General features: G+C 36.6%; 13 protein-coding genes, 1 other RNA gene and 1 riboswitch. Of the genes, 11 read left to right on the forward strand and 3 right to left on the reverse strand.

Going from position 1 to position 14,123, the window contains the following annotated elements; all coding sequences use genetic code 11:
• Positions 1-75 precede the first annotated feature (75 nt).
• The 6 genes from rnpB to BM350_RS09810 all read left to right on the forward strand — a co-directional run bounded on the left by rnpB (position 76) and on the right by BM350_RS09810 (position 6,860).
• An RNA gene (gene rnpB / locus BM350_RS09785) (RNase P RNA component class B) lies at positions 76-464 on the forward strand.
• A gap of 235 nt (positions 465-699) precedes the next feature.
• On the forward strand, positions 700-1,836 hold the full coding sequence (locus tag BM350_RS09790) for a THUMP domain-containing class I SAM-dependent RNA methyltransferase (RefSeq protein ID WP_090912472.1): 1,137 nt from the start codon (positions 700-702) through the stop codon (positions 1,834-1,836).
• Positions 1,837-1,899: 63 nt separating this feature from the next.
• On the forward strand, positions 1,900-2,085 hold the full coding sequence (locus tag BM350_RS09795; protein WP_090912470.1) for a DUF3921 family protein: 186 nt from the start codon (positions 1,900-1,902) through the stop codon (positions 2,083-2,085).
• A gap of 131 nt (positions 2,086-2,216) precedes the next feature.
• The gene (locus BM350_RS09800) at positions 2,217-4,154 is read left to right on the forward strand and encodes an ATP-dependent DNA helicase (protein ID WP_090912468.1); all 1,938 of its coding nucleotides are present in this window, start codon (positions 2,217-2,219) and stop codon (positions 4,152-4,154) included.
• A 93-nt stretch (positions 4,155-4,247) separates the two neighbouring features.
• Positions 4,248-5,765 (forward strand): carboxypeptidase M32, encoded by a 1,518-nt coding sequence (locus BM350_RS09805; protein WP_090912466.1) that lies wholly within the window; start codon positions 4,248-4,250, stop codon positions 5,763-5,765.
• A 261-nt stretch (positions 5,766-6,026) separates the two neighbouring features.
• Positions 6,027-6,860, forward strand: coding sequence for a DUF2262 domain-containing protein (locus BM350_RS09810; protein ID WP_090912655.1), 834 nt, complete (start codon positions 6,027-6,029; stop codon positions 6,858-6,860).
• Between the two features lie 200 nt (positions 6,861-7,060).
• On the opposite strand, the gene BM350_RS09815 is transcribed toward BM350_RS09810, so the two are convergent.
• The 3 genes from BM350_RS09815 to BM350_RS09825 are packed head-to-tail and all read right to left on the reverse strand — an operon-like array spanning position 7,061 to position 9,357.
• The gene (locus BM350_RS09815) at positions 7,061-8,710 is read right to left on the reverse strand and encodes a b(o/a)3-type cytochrome-c oxidase subunit 1 (RefSeq protein ID WP_090912464.1); all 1,650 of its coding nucleotides are present in this window, start codon (positions 8,708-8,710) and stop codon (positions 7,061-7,063) included.
• Positions 8,707-9,180, reverse strand: a complete 474-nt coding sequence (locus tag BM350_RS09820; RefSeq protein WP_090912462.1) for a cytochrome c oxidase subunit II — start codon at positions 9,178-9,180, stop codon at positions 8,707-8,709. The genes BM350_RS09815 and BM350_RS09820 overlap by 4 nt, the downstream gene beginning before the upstream one ends.
• A gap of 30 nt (positions 9,181-9,210) precedes the next feature.
• Positions 9,211-9,357 (reverse strand): cytochrome c oxidase subunit 2A, encoded by a 147-nt coding sequence (locus BM350_RS09825; RefSeq protein WP_090912460.1) that lies wholly within the window; start codon positions 9,355-9,357, stop codon positions 9,211-9,213.
• Between the two features lie 593 nt (positions 9,358-9,950).
• A riboswitch (purine riboswitch) is annotated at positions 9,951-10,052 on the forward strand.
• 108 nt (positions 10,053-10,160) lie between these two features.
• Between BM350_RS09825 and BM350_RS09830 the strand changes: the two genes are divergently transcribed.
• The 5 genes from BM350_RS09830 to BM350_RS09850 all read left to right on the forward strand — a co-directional run bounded on the left by BM350_RS09830 (position 10,161) and on the right by BM350_RS09850 (position 14,111).
• Positions 10,161-10,754 carry a xanthine phosphoribosyltransferase gene (locus BM350_RS09830; protein WP_090912458.1) on the forward strand — a complete coding sequence of 198 codons (594 nt, stop codon included), beginning with the start codon at positions 10,161-10,163 and terminating at the stop codon, positions 10,752-10,754.
• A complete protein-coding gene (pbuX, locus tag BM350_RS09835; RefSeq protein ID WP_090912456.1) occupies positions 10,754-12,085 on the forward strand; it encodes a xanthine permease PbuX in 1,332 nt (443 codons plus the stop codon). The genes BM350_RS09830 and pbuX overlap by 1 nt, the downstream gene beginning before the upstream one ends.
• Before the next feature lie 282 nt (positions 12,086-12,367).
• On the forward strand, positions 12,368-12,613 hold the full coding sequence (locus BM350_RS09840) for a cytoplasmic protein (protein WP_090912454.1): 246 nt from the start codon (positions 12,368-12,370) through the stop codon (positions 12,611-12,613).
• A gap of 495 nt (positions 12,614-13,108) precedes the next feature.
• Positions 13,109-13,783: a hypothetical protein gene (locus tag BM350_RS09845; RefSeq protein WP_090912452.1), complete on the forward strand. Its 675-nt coding sequence runs from the start codon at positions 13,109-13,111 to the stop codon at positions 13,781-13,783.
• Between the two features lie 103 nt (positions 13,784-13,886).
• Positions 13,887-14,111: a hypothetical protein gene (locus BM350_RS09850; protein WP_090912450.1), complete on the forward strand. Its 225-nt coding sequence runs from the start codon at positions 13,887-13,889 to the stop codon at positions 14,109-14,111.
• Positions 14,112-14,123: the final 12 nt, after the last annotated feature.

Consider the following 14,123-nt stretch of genomic DNA (forward strand, 5'->3'; position numbering starts at 1 on the left):
AATAAGTTCGCAGCATTTTCCGTATAAAAAACGTTGCAAAATATTTAGGTTTCCACTATACTAAGTCATGTCATAACGTTTGGGTAATCGCTGCAACGTTTTGTTGTAGAGGAAAGTCCATGCTCGCACGACCTGAGATGGTCGTAGTGTTCGTGCCTAGCGAAGTCATAAGCTAGGGTAATTTGGCGTAAAGCTGGATTAACGGCAGGGAAAAAACCTAAGTCCATGGGATATGGTTTGACTACCTTTAAAGTGCCACAGTGACGAAGTCCCGGAAGAAATGACGGGAGTGGAACGAGGTAAACCCCACGAGCGAGAAACCCAAATATTGGTAGGGGAACTTTTCCTAAGGAAATGAACGATGGGAAAGGACAGATGCAATTGCTCTGTAGATAGATGATTGCCACCAGAGTACGAGGCGTGGGCCGTTTGCAGTACAAAGGTACAGAACATGGCTTACAGAACGTTATGAACCAATCATGAGTTTGTTCAGCTCTCCTTTGTAAGAGGAGAGCTTTTTATTTGTATGAAGTGTTCTAATATGAGTTAAAATGGTAAAGAAGTTTTATCCGCTCAAATAGGCGGTATTTTTTTGTATTTTATGAAACCTTCTATATGAACCCGATTGGTTCAACTAACTTTTCGTGAGAAGAGCGTTCACGAAAAGTAGTTTTACTTTACTTAATGAGGAGAATGAAGATGGGAAAAGTTACTTTAATTGCAACTGCTGCAATGGGGATTGAAGCGCTTGTTGCAAGGGAAGTTCGCAATCTTGGTTATGAATGCCAGGTAGATAATGGAAAAGTAATATTTGAAGCAGACGAAAAGGCTATTTGTCGCAGTAATCTATGGCTCCGTACAGCGGATCGTGTGAAAATTAAAGTTGGTGAATTTAAGGCCACAACATTTGATGAGTTATTTGAAAAAACGAAGGCGTTAAATTGGGGCGATTATATTCCGGAAAATGGAGAATTCCCTGTTATCGGTAAATCGATCAAGTCTACATTATTTAGTGTACCGGACTGTCAAAGTATCGTAAAAAAAGCAGTCGTTGAAAAATTGAAAAGTACATATAGACGTACAACATGGTTCGAAGAGAACGGTCCGCTATTTCGAATTGAAGTCGCATTATTAAAAGATGTGGCAACGTTGACAATTGATGCAAGTGGTGTTGGGCTTCATAAGCGTGGATACCGCGTTGGACAAGGGGATGCACCGTTAAAAGAAACGTTGGCAGCTTCGTTAGTTATGCTAACAAACTGGAAGCCAGATCGCCCATTTGTAGATCCTTTTTGCGGTTCTGGAACAATTCCACTGGAAGCAGCGTTAATTGGTCAAAATATTGCTCCAGGCTTTAACCGTGACTTTGCTTCTGATGGTTGGGGTTGGGTTGGTAAAGACAACTGGCGCATAGCTCGTGAAGAAGTAGAAGACTTAGCAAACTACGATCAACCACTTCAAATTATCGGATCAGACATTGATCATCGTATGGTACAAGTTGCTCAGGATAATGCTGATGAAGTAGGACTTGGTGATCTTATTACATTTAAGCAAATGCAGGTAAAAGATTTTACAACAAAAGAGGAATATGGTTACGTTGTGACGAATCCTCCATACGGAGAGCGTTTAAGTGAAAAGCCGCTTGTTGAAAAAATGTATGCGGAGATGGGACAGGCATTTAGGCCGCTAGATACTTGGTCTTTATATGTATTAACAAGCCATCCGGAGTTTGAGAAATGGTACGGTAAAGATGCATCAAAGAAACGAAAGTTATTTAATGGATTTATTCGTACTGATTACTATCAGTATTTTGGTAAACGTCCGCCGCGCGATTAGTATAAAACTTCTTTAGAACGCATATACTTGCTATTATGCGATAATCTAAAGGAGGAAGCGCTAATGGATGGTTTGCAATTTTCTATGATTCAAAAGGCTATTCATCGAACGCATGATGAATTAGAAAAAGAAGTAAACCTTCACGGCGTAGCGGATCATGAATTCCAAAGAGCACGTGAAGAGTTTTTATCAGCTTTATCACATGAAACTTTAATTGATAAACAGTATTTAAAATCATTGATAGGGTGAAAAGTTTTCCTGCATCTAGGAAAACTTTTTTCAATCATTTGTTATGTAAGCAACAAGAAAACAGCAACTGCTCTTTTTATGAGTGGTTGCTCTATCTTTTTATATAGAAATTATGTAGTTGGAGGAATAGCATGTTTACGAAGCAGAAGCTGCCATTTGAAGTGGGGAAACAAGATAATTTTTTCGACAAGTTAAATGAATGGATTGGAGACGTTTTTTACGACGTTTTACCAGAAAAGGGATTTGAAGAGCGTGACGAGCAAATTTTTATGGCGTTTCAATTAGAACGAGCATTTCAAGAGAAGAAAGTAATGTTTGCTGAAGCGGGTGTTGGAACAGGAAAAACAATTGTATACCTTCTGTATGCAATTTGTTATGCGCGCTATACAGGGAAACCAGCTATTATTGCTTGTGCAGACGAAACGTTAATTGAACAGCTAGTAAAAGAAGAAGGGGACATTGCGAAATTATCAGAAGCATTAGGGTTATCAGTTGATGTACGGCTAGCTAAATCAATGGATAATTATTTATGTTTACGTAAACTTGAAGATGTAATGAGTGGACGAGCTCCGGAAGTAATTGAAGATTTATATTATGAATTGCCACAATTTGTATTTGATCATGGAACGATGCAAAACTTTACTCATTACGGCGATCGAAAAGAATTTCCGCTATTAAACGATGAAGAATGGTCTAAAGTATCGTGGGATTATTTCCAAGATTGTTTTACATGTGAATCCCGTCATCGCTGCGGACAAACATTATCTCGTGAACATTATCGTAAAGCAGCAGATTTAATTATTTGTTCGCAAGATTTCTATATGGATCATATTTGGACATATGAAGCACGTAAACGTGAAGGGCAAATGCCATTGTTGCCAGAAAGTAGCTGCGTTGTCTTTGATGAAGGTCATCTTGTAGAATATGCAGCGCAAAAAGCATTGACATATCGCTTAAAACAAACGATGATGGAACAACTTTTAACAAGATTACTGCAAAATGATGTTCGCGAAGAGTTTGCTTATTTAGTAGAAGAAACAATTTGGCAAACAGAGCAGTTTTTTGAAACGCTCAAAGAAAGTAAGAAGGAAATTGCTGGTTCTGATCGTTTAGAAATTCAATTAACAGAAAAAGTCATGAAAGAAGCAAAACGTCTATATGCAAAAATCTCTGAAGTCGGCGATGCGCTAGTTTTTGAAAGTGAAATGTACACAGTAAACACATATGATTTAAATATTGTTGATGAGCATTTAGATGTATTAGAGCACTCATTACGTTTGTTTATGCATGAGAAAAATGTAATTACGTGGGGAGAAGAAAGCGATGGCGACTTTACGCTTGTGATTATGCCGCGTGCTGTAGAGGAAGTACTACAAGAAAAAGTATTCTCCAAAAAAATTCCGTACATCTTCTCGTCTGCAACATTATCAGAAAATAATTCATTTGCATTTACTGCAAATAGTTTAGGGGTAAAAGATTATTTATCATTTTCAGTTGCTTCTCCGTTCGAATATGAAGAGCAGATGAAAGTGTACTTACCAACATATGCAAAAGAGAACGAATGGGAAAAAAAATGTCAGTATGCATTAGAAGAAATCCAAAAAACAAATGGACGCACATTGATTTTATTCCGTACAAAACAAGAGTTATTAGCGTTTAAAGAATATGTAGGGAAAGAACAAATGTCAGTACCGTTTTTATATGAAGGAGATCAAGAGATTAGTCAGCTTGTTTCTCGTTTCCAAAATGAAGAAGAAACGGTATTATGTGCAGTTCATTTATGGGAAGGTCTAGACATTCCAGGTTCTTCACTATCTCACGTTATGATTTGGTCGCTGCCGTTCCCTCCAAATGATCCTGTATTTGAAGCGAAGCGTAAGCACGTAAATGATCCGTTCTGGGAGGTTGATGTACCGTATATGATTTTACGTCTTCGTCAAGGAATTGGTCGTTTAATCCGTACGAGTGAAGATAAGGGTACGATTTCGTTATTCTTGTCAGATAATGAAAATGAAAAAGTGATAGAGGCTGTGAAAAAAGTACTTCCAGTAGAAGGTACAGTGCTATAGCTTGGCGATTGCCAAGCTTTTTTTCTATTTGAAAAGGGATTTCTATGTTTATGTCGAAATAAGGTTGAGGTAGAAAAAGGAGGTTTTTATAATATGACGATTACTACATATGAAGTAGAAAAAGAATTTTTAGCATATGTGAAAAAGATAGAAAATTATGGGGAAGCGTTAAGTCTAATATTTTGGGATTTACGAACAGGGGCACCAAAGAAAGGTGTCGATCAGCGCTCCGAAGTAATTGGGATGCTTTCATCGGAAGTATTCGCATTATCAACTTCTGATGAAATGGGTAATTATTTAAATGAATTAGAGACTCAAATTTCTGAAAATAAAATTTGTGAAACTACAAAAAAAATTGTAGAAGAGTGCCGTAAAGAATATGATCGAAATAAAAAAATTCCACAGGGTGAATATGAAGCTTATGTGAAATTAGAAGCAAAAGCAGAGAGTGTATGGGAAGAAGCACGTGAAAACTCTGATTTTGAAATGTTCCGTCCATATTTAGAAAAAATTGTTGAATATAAAAAGAAATTCATTTCATATTGGGGTTATGATACATACAAATACAATACATTATTAGATATATATGAACCAGGTGTTACAGTAGAAGTATTAGATCGTGTGTTTGGACAACTGCGTGAGCGTATTGTTCCGCTTGTGAAAAAAATTTCTGAGTCTAAAAAAGAGTTAAAAACAAATGGTTTATTTGAGCATTTTTCAAAAGAACAACAAAAGAATTTTACTGTAGAGTTATTAAAGCAATTAAACTATAATTTTGAAGCTGGCCGTCTTGACGAAACGGTACATCCTTTTGAAGTTACATTAAATAGAGGTGATGTTCGTATTACGACTCGTTATGATGAGAATGACTTCCGCATGGCAGTTTTCGGAACGATTCATGAATGTGGGCATGCTGTATATGAACAAAATATTTCGGAAAAATTGGAAGGAACGCCACTTTGTGAAGGGACATCGATGGGGATTCACGAGTCACAGTCTCTATTTTTCGAAAACTTTATTGGCCGGAATAAATCATTCTGGAAGAAAAATTATGATCTATTGAAACAATTTAGTAATGGCCAATTTGAAGATGTATCAGTAGATGAATTCTACGATGCAATCAATGAGTCAAAACCTTCCTTTATTCGAATTGAGGCGGATGAACTTACATATCCACTCCATGTTATGGTGCGTTATGAATTGGAGAAAGAATTGTTTGATGGCGCATTACAAGTAAAAGACTTACCAGCAGCATGGAATGACAAGATGGAGAATTATTTAGGTATTCGCCCGGCAAATGATGCACAAGGTGTATTGCAAGATGTTCACTGGTCTGGTGGCTCATTTGGATATTTCCCATCCTATGCACTTGGCTATATGTATGCAGCGCAATTTAAACATAAGATGTTAGAAGAGATTCCGAACTTTGATGCATTACTAGAGGAAGGGAACGTGACACCAATTCGTGAATGGTTAACAAAAAACATTCACCAATATGGAAAGATGAAGAAGCCTTTAGAAATTTTACAAGATGTAACGGGTGAAGGATTGAATGCGAACTATTTAGCGGATTATTTAGAGGCGAAGTATAAAGAGATTTATGAGTTATAAAAAGGAAAAGGAGCTGCATATATGTGGCTCCTTTTTATGAATTAACATTTTACTGTATGTGCGTTGCTTTGAGTTTCTTAGAATGATTTATTCGACCTCATGTTCATCAAGTTAAAAAATAAAAAGATAGTAAAATAAATAACGGGTTCTTTAACGTACAGGGAACCAGTTTACATATATCGAATATGCTTCTAAATGTACAATTAAAATAAAACAGGAAAACTCGTAAAGTACTTTCGATACGATTTGTGCTTGAGCGTGATGAAGGGATTGTGTGATAAATTGAGTAAATCAAGTGAAAAAAGTAGATTTGAGAAAAAATTCACAGAAAATGTTATCGAGGTGGCAGCTGTCACAGGGGCATCGGGAATTGGTGCGGGAAAAGCAGGTAGCGACATTTTATGGACTGCGTCAATTAATTTGATTGCATGGAAAGATTTATATAACAATGAAACTGTTATAAAAGAAGAGCTACGACTTGAATGGTTAGTTGATGATGAAGAATTGAAACAATCAAGAGAAGTTTTAAAAGAGAATGCAGTTGTGAGATTACAGGTGCGTAGAGCAGAAAATTCGATGATGCTTGTCAAGGTTCTGGAAACACTATATAGAGATGATGAGTTGGAGATAATATTACAAGATTCGATGAAGCCGGTTTACTATAATGATGAGATGTTCGGCGAATTTTTCCTAAATAAAAGAGTTAAAGTTTTTGAAAAGAGAATTTCTTGGGCTGGTGAAGAATGTAATTTGTATTTTGATTGGGATGAAGACCAGAATAATATGAAGTCTGCGTTGGAAACAGCATATGTACTTTTCAAGGAGCAAGATGAATGGAACAAGAAAATTAAAATGTATGCTTCAGAAGAACTAGTGGAATTAGCAAATGATTGGCTACAGGATTATGATGAGGAAGAGAGCAATGAGATTACAAGAGAAATGTTTATGGATTTAATGAAACTAGACAGCATAAGTGTTTATCCGGAAGGTGATTTTGAGATGTTCTTCTTTGATGGAGATATGTTTTTGGGGCATTGTATCATTGTAGATGGAAATATTAATGGGATTCTCAATTCGGCTGATATTGCAGGATAAATGTGTGAAGTGAATGATTGGTGAGAAATAAAAAAATGAATGACTTATTATTTGTAGTTGAGTTAATTCATAATCAGGTACATTTTTTCTAAATAGAAGCAAATTTTTTAACATAAGATGAATTCGATTTAAGTCTGCAGGTGCATGGATGAAATCGTTACGCTTGAAATGAAGCAGAGGGGTACCCCTCTGCTTTTTACTTACCACAATTTAAACCCTTTCGAACCAGGCGGGGCATTTTGGATCATATCTATAAACGGAATCGTGTACGCGAATAAAATAAGCAGTGCTGTAATGCCGAGCCATAGTTTCCAATTCTCGAAGATAATTGGTGGTTGATCAGATGCATCAGATACTTCTGCAACCGGAAATTCAGTATGGCCTTTTGGAGCGAAGAAAGCAAGGTCTAAGAAAATAATGATAGCTAAAATAATGCCGACAAATAAAATCGTGCCGCCAACTGCTTGGGCAATTTGATATGGTATCCATTCAACTGCTTGCGGTGCATTGCCGTATGTGGAAAAAGAAGAGCGACGCGGAGCTCCTAATAATCCAGCAAAGTGCATCCCAGCGGACATAAATAGCATTCCAAGTGTCCATACGCAAGTTTGAATCATCGCAAGGCGATTCATTTCTTTTGTCATAACACGTCCTGTTAAGTGGGGGATCAGCCAATAGCCAATGCCGAAGAATGTTAGTACGACAGATGTGGCCAACGTTAAATGAAAATGTCCTGTTATCCAAATTGTATTGTGAACCACTTGGTTTAATTGATGACTTGCATTCACTAGCCCGCCTGCTCCTGCTGGAATAAACATAAGCATTCCAACGAACGGTGCAAAGAACCTTGCATCGGACCATGGAAGCATACGTAGCCAGCCGAATAGGCCAGTTGCTCCTTTTGAACGTCCATATTGTTCAAATGATGCAAATAGAGAGAATGCAGTCATTAATGATGGGATGATAACCATGAATGTTAAGACAACTTGTAAGTATTTCCACCCTGGGTCAATACCTGGTTCTGTTAATTGGTGATGGAATCCAACTGGAACGGAAAACAATAAGAATAAAATAAATGATAAACGAGCGAGAGAATCACTAAAAATTTTTCCACCAATAATTTTTGGGATAATGACATACCATGCCATGTAGGCAGGAAGAAGCCAAAAATAGACGAGTGGATGGCCGAAGTACCAGAATAATGTTCGGCTAACAAGAACATCAATTTTATCAACAATGCCTAAGCTCCAAGGAATGAATTGTACGAGTGCTGTTGCAGCGACGCCAAGAGTTGCAACGAGCCAAAGTAGCATTGTAATAACGGCCATAAAGCTTAGTAAGGGACCAACTTTTCCTTTATTGTGTTTTTTCCATGTGTGATAGTGAGCAAACATTGCAAAACCGCTAAACCAACTACCGACAATAACGAGGGTAAGACCGATGTAAAAACCAGGATGAGCTTTTAACGGAGCATAAAATGTATAGAGAACGGTAGCCTTATTTAATAGTATAAAAACAGCAGTAATGGCGGTCCCGATTGTCATAAGCCAAAACCCAATCCAACCTACCCTGCGCACTCCTTTTGAAAGAGTGCCTGTTGTTTTGCTCATACAAGCAAATAAAAAACCTATAATAAAAAATGTTGTTAATACGAGTCCTAGTAATACGCCGTGTGTTGTTAACACTTGATAATAACCGATTCCAGCTGGAAGATTAAACTTTCCAGATCGGACAAGTACTTGCAATAACCCGCATCCCCCCCCTAAGAATAGAGCGATAAATGCAACATGTATATGAGCCATTGCTAATTTTGCATCTCGTTTACTTATTTTATCTTGCAGTGCAATCATTTCTCGGTCACCTCTACTTTCGCGCTCATCATATGATGGCCAGTACCACAATATTCATTACATACGATTAAATACTCACCAGCTTTTTGAAACACTTGAGAAGCTGTGCTCACATAGCCGGGCTCAACCATCATATTCACATTTGTTCCCGCGATTTCAAAGCCATGTACAACATCTTTCGTCGCGACAACAAAGTCAACTTTGGCTCCTTTTGGGACTTTAATGACATTTGGTGTAAAGGAAAATGCTTGTGAGACAATTGTTACTTGATAATGATCTTTACCAACCTGTTTTACACCAGGATGATCAAAGGGAGCAGTCGCATTTACTTTTTCTGGATCGATTGTCGTTAAGCAGCTAGGTGGCTGGTTTCCCATATAAAATGCGCTTACTCCAATTACAGCTAAAAATACAAATAATGAACCAACACCGAAAATGAGCCAAATTTTTTCATACTTATGCAAGTGCATATCCCATCTCCCCCTTGTTTCTGAGTAACACTACAATCGATTTAAAAAAATTTGATATACACTAAACCATGTGAAGATTAAAAAGAAACCAAGTAAAAAAACAAAAATTAATGTACCTTTGAGTGAACTCTCCTTTTGTTTTCTCTTCACTGATTGTTGTAAATTACGTTCTCCCATGTGTTCTCCCTCCTTGAGAAAGTGAATCTTATATTTTTATCATACGAAAGATTCGGACAATTTCCATATCGCCAGCGTGGCTTTCAAAAATTGTTCATTGATATAATTAAAACTATGTTCATGATGAAAAGTTGATAAATCATGATTCATTACCGATTTTGTAATGGTTAAATGTGAAAAAAATGTGAAGTGAATGTTGGATTTGCGATTTTATTAAGGAAATTATAGAAATACAAATTAAAAAATCGACATAAAAATCCTCTTTCCTTTTAGGCGGACGAGAGCATCTGGCCATGCATAGAAACGATCAGGGCTTTTTTCTACCACATGCAAGGTTTCAAACAAAAGGAGAAAGTAAGTAGCGGTCATGTTGTATTCTGCGTAGCAGCGACTTATAAAGAAAAGCGGAAGCGGCTCGCTCAGAACAAGAGGGGGATGGAGCTAGACAAAGATGTTGAAAATGGTGAATGATTATTATGGAATGGAAGGGGTTGCAAAAATCGAACAAAATTGGTCTGTAATGAATTTTTGTACGTGTTTTTTTAGGAAATGCTTTTCAAAGTGAAAAATGTACGTTATAATCCTTCTATAAAATGAAATAAGTTAGCAACACTCATATAATCGCAGGGATATGGCCTGCAAGTTTCTACCGAGGTACCGTAAATGCTTCGACTATGAGTGAGGACGAATATACTGCTATAGTTGCATTCTTTTTTTGCGAGGCTCCAAAAGCACGTCTCTCACTTGTATTGGGTGAAGGCTGCTTTTGGAGTTTTTTATTTGCATAAGAGGAGGAACAAACTATGAAATTATTACAAGAGAAGATTATGTGTGAAGGAAAAGTATTGTCAGATGATGTGTTAAAAGTAGATGCATTTTTAAATCATCAAATTGATCCAGTGCTTATGCAAGAAATCGGAAAAGAGTTTGCAAAGCGTTTTAAAGACGATAAGATTACAAAAATCGTGACGATTGAGTCTTCAGGAATTGCTCCAGCTGTGATGGCTGCATTACAATTTGGTGTAACGGTTGTTTTTGCAAGAAAGCGTAAATCGTTAACATTACAAGATAATATGTATACTGCAAAAGTATATTCCTATACAAAGCAAGAAACGAACGAAATCTCTATATCGAAACAATATATAAATGAAGACGATCGCGTTCTTATTATTGATGACTTTTTAGCAAATGGTCAGGCAGCACTTGGTTTAATGAATTTAGTAGAGCAAGCTGGAGCAACGGTAGCAGGTATCGGAATTGTAATTGAAAAAGCATTTCAAGATGGAGGAAGTAAATTACGTGAGAGCGGTGTTCGTGTAGAATCGCTTGCGGAAATTGCATCGCTTGACAACGGGACAGTTCGTTTTGTGGAACGTGCGGTAGCGGAGGTAGAATGATGAAACTACATCCTCTTAAAATCGCGTCTCTTGGTATTCAACATATGTTGGCGATGTATGCCGGGGCAATTATCGTTCCGCTTATTGTTGGGGGCGGACTTGGATTGAATCAGCGTGAGCTTATGTATTTAGTATCAATTGATTTATTAATGTGCGGCATTGCGACGATTTTACAAGCGTTAACGAATCGTTTCTTTGGCATTGGACTTCCCGTTGTGTTAGGCTGCACTTTCACGGCGGTTGGACCAATGATTGCAATTGGTAAGCAGTACGGGGTATCTGCTGTGTACGGTTCTATTATTGCAGCAGGACTTTTCGTTGTGTTATTTGCTCGTGTGTTTGGAAAGCTTGTAAAACTGTTTCCACCAGTTGTTACAGGTTCAGTTGTAACCGTTATTGGAGTTACATTAGTTCCAGTTGCGATTAACGATATGGCTGGCGGTGTAGGAAGTAAAGACTTCGGTAGTGTATCCAATTTAGCGTTAGCATTCGGAGTATTGTTATTTATCATCATCATGTATCGTTTTTTTGATGGTTTTATTCGCTCTATTTCTATCTTATTAGGTTTATTATTTGGTACAGCAATTGCTGCGTTAATGGGAAAGGTAAGCTTACAAGCTGTAGCAGAAGCGGATTGGTTTCATGGCGTGCAGCCATTTTACTTTGGTACACCAACATTCGAATTAACACCGGTCATTACAATGATTCTCGTTGCTTGCGTAGGAATTGTTGAAGCAACAGGTGTGTATTTTGCACTATCTGATATTTGCAACAAAGAAATTGGTGAAAAAGAATTAGCGAAGGGATACCGCGCAGAAGGGATTGCAATGGTGTTAGGTGGCATTTTTAACGCATTTCCGTATACGACATATTCACAAAATGTCGGTCTTGTCCAATTAACAGGTGTGCGTAATCGCGTTGTTATTTATACATGCGGTGGTATGCTGATTGTCCTTGGATTTATTCCGAAGATTGCAGCAGTAACAACAATTATTCCAAAGCCAGTATTAGGCGGTGCTATGCTCGCTATGTTCGGAATGGTTATGGCGTACGGTATTAAAATGTTAAGCAGTGTTAACTTTGCAAAACAGGAAAATTTATTAATTGTGGCGTGTTCGATAGGAATGGGGCTTGGTGTAACAGTTGTGCCAACATTATTCTCACAGCTTCCAGAGAGCGTTCGTATTTTAACAGATAACGGAATTGTATTAGGAAGTGCATCAGCCGTTCTTTTAAATATTGTGTTTCATATGATTCCGCAAAGACAACCGAAAGTAAAAGAAGAACAAGTTGCTAAGGGAGAAGAAAGCGTAGCAAATTTTGCAGGTTGAACGGATTAAATAATATATCTTTATCCAACATATTGCCGTCTAAAATATGTTAAAACGTCGTCTGTATTTTCTTTCCTTTTGGAATGAATTTAGAGGTAGCGTTTTTTATGAAAAGAAAAAGAATTAGTGTTCGTGTTGTTGAACTAACAGGTGCGTTTCTACAATAAGTGGAGACGCATTTTTCTTATTGTGCTAATGTGGCAGGTTGGTGGAAGAAAGACAAAGGATAATTCAAGTGTAAAATAGAAAACAGGGATATGATAACAGAGGTGGGATATAGTGATGGAAAGACATTTTAAAGAGGCACATCATTTTTGCAGTAAGAATAGAAAAGATTTAGAAAAGGATATCATATGTGGTTGCTTTTATTGTTTAAAAATATTTATTCCCACTGAAATTGATGAGTGGTGGGATGATGAAGATACAGCAGTTTGCCCTTATTGTGGAATTGATTCTGTTATAGGGGAGAGTTCTGGATTTCCAATCACAAAATTGTTTTTAAAAGGAATGCATAAGGAGTGGTTTTAGTATACAGGCTTGTTAACTACTAACAGCTGATTGTTGCTTAGAAGCTATTATTTCACTAACGGGTGCAAGAGTTGAACAACAAATCTTAAAGGACTTGATACTCTCCAAGTCCTTTTTCCTGTCTATTAGAACCACTTCGGAAGCATAGCGGAGGTCAATAAAGCACACACGCCCACAGATGCTCAAAATGGCTCGTGGAGGCGTTTTAAGAGGTATCTCCTCTCTTTATATAAGTTATGCTTAGCATCATGTAAGCCTAAATCATTGCTTATATAATGCTGTTAATCTACTATTTATTGAGTAATTCAAGTTCATATAAACAAAAAAGGTAAATAAACCCCGTTTTAAATATATAGTATGAAAGAATATACTTAAATTAATGAGCAAGATAGTTGAATAAGAAATATTAACTTATATGATATGTTAATTTTAAATAAATTGATAATCAAATTCAGATAAGTACTACCACCAATTAAGATGTAGGGGCGATTCAAAATGGATAACTGGAGAAATAATACGATTTGGTTTGAGCAAATACCAGATAATCTTCACGCTTACTTAAACTTAAAAGAAGTTAAATTTAATGAGATGAATCATGAAAATATTGAATATTTAACTCTTTGGTATCACAAAAGTAAATTACATAATTTAGTTGATTTATCTATTCCAGAAAGTCTTCTCTATCTCGATTTAACTTGGGCGAATATACATAATTTCATCGGAATAGAAAAATTGACTAATTTAAAGAGGCTAGAATTACACTATTGTACTAAATTACAAACTGATTCTGGTTTGTGTGGATTAGCAGATACGCTAGAACATTTACATATTAATCAATCAAAAAACTTCGTCCCAAATGAGGATTTATTCTCTTTGAAAAACCTTCGAGTTCTTCGCCTTAATTCTTGCGGTAATCTGGAGAATTTGCATTTTTTAAATCAATTTCCTAAGCTAATTGAATTTCGATTTGTTGATACTAATGTGTTAGATGGAGACTTATCACCAATATTAGACCATCCAACAATCCGAAGTGTAGGCTTTCTAAACAAGAGACATTACAATATTAAAGATGATAAGATGGATGCTATGTTAAAGGATAAAAATGGTGGAGAAAAATTTGAAACTGCTATCAAGTTTGGAAAATATGAGACTTTTAGATATATTTATTAACTAAATTTGTTATTAAACTAACGGGACAGGTTTGTTGGAGAAGAACAATCGATTATTATAATTAATTATTAAGGTAGTATCTAGTCCTTAAGGGGGATTCAAAATGGCTAAAGAAAAATCTAAAAACGCAGTATCAATAGGAGATATCTTTGCAGTAAATTTACCAGATGGTAGATATGGGGCAATAAGAGTTGCTGACCACATAGACAATTCTTATCTTATTATTACAACACCATATATCGGAACAGAAATTCCATCTATTAGAAATGAACTTTTAGGTAATATCCTTCTTCAGAATCGTTTTTTTATGATAATAGCCGTGCATTAATTTGGGTTGATG

This window comes from Bacillus sp. 103mf (genome assembly GCF_900116295.1).
GTDB classification, from domain to species: domain Bacteria; phylum Bacillota; class Bacilli; order Bacillales; family Bacillaceae_G; genus Bacillus_A; species Bacillus_A bruguierae.

Coding starts and splice junctions, on each gene's coding strand:
- BM350_RS09790 (WP_090912472.1), top strand. CDS start 700: ATGGGAAAAGTTACTTTAATTGCAACTGCTGCAATGGGGATTGAAGCG.
- BM350_RS09795 (WP_090912470.1), top strand. CDS start 1,900: ATGGATGGTTTGCAATTTTCTATGATTCAAAAGGCTATTCATCGAACG.
- BM350_RS09800 (WP_090912468.1), top strand. CDS start 2,217: ATGTTTACGAAGCAGAAGCTGCCATTTGAAGTGGGGAAACAAGATAAT.
- BM350_RS09805 (WP_090912466.1), top strand. CDS start 4,248: ATGACGATTACTACATATGAAGTAGAAAAAGAATTTTTAGCATATGTG.
- BM350_RS09810 (WP_090912655.1), top strand. CDS start 6,027: ATGAAGGGATTGTGTGATAAATTGAGTAAATCAAGTGAAAAAAGTAGA.
- BM350_RS09815 (WP_090912464.1), bottom strand. CDS start 8,710: ATGATTGCACTGCAAGATAAAATAAGTAAACGAGATGCAAAATTAGCA.
- BM350_RS09820 (WP_090912462.1), bottom strand. CDS start 9,180: ATGCACTTGCATAAGTATGAAAAAATTTGGCTCATTTTCGGTGTTGGT.
- BM350_RS09825 (WP_090912460.1), bottom strand. CDS start 9,357: ATGGGAGAACGTAATTTACAACAATCAGTGAAGAGAAAACAAAAGGAG.
- BM350_RS09830 (WP_090912458.1), top strand. CDS start 10,161: ATGAAATTATTACAAGAGAAGATTATGTGTGAAGGAAAAGTATTGTCA.
- pbuX (WP_090912456.1), top strand. CDS start 10,754: ATGAAACTACATCCTCTTAAAATCGCGTCTCTTGGTATTCAACATATG.
- BM350_RS09840 (WP_090912454.1), top strand. CDS start 12,368: ATGGAAAGACATTTTAAAGAGGCACATCATTTTTGCAGTAAGAATAGA.
- BM350_RS09845 (WP_090912452.1), top strand. CDS start 13,109: ATGGATAACTGGAGAAATAATACGATTTGGTTTGAGCAAATACCAGAT.
- BM350_RS09850 (WP_090912450.1), top strand. CDS start 13,887: ATGGCTAAAGAAAAATCTAAAAACGCAGTATCAATAGGAGATATCTTT.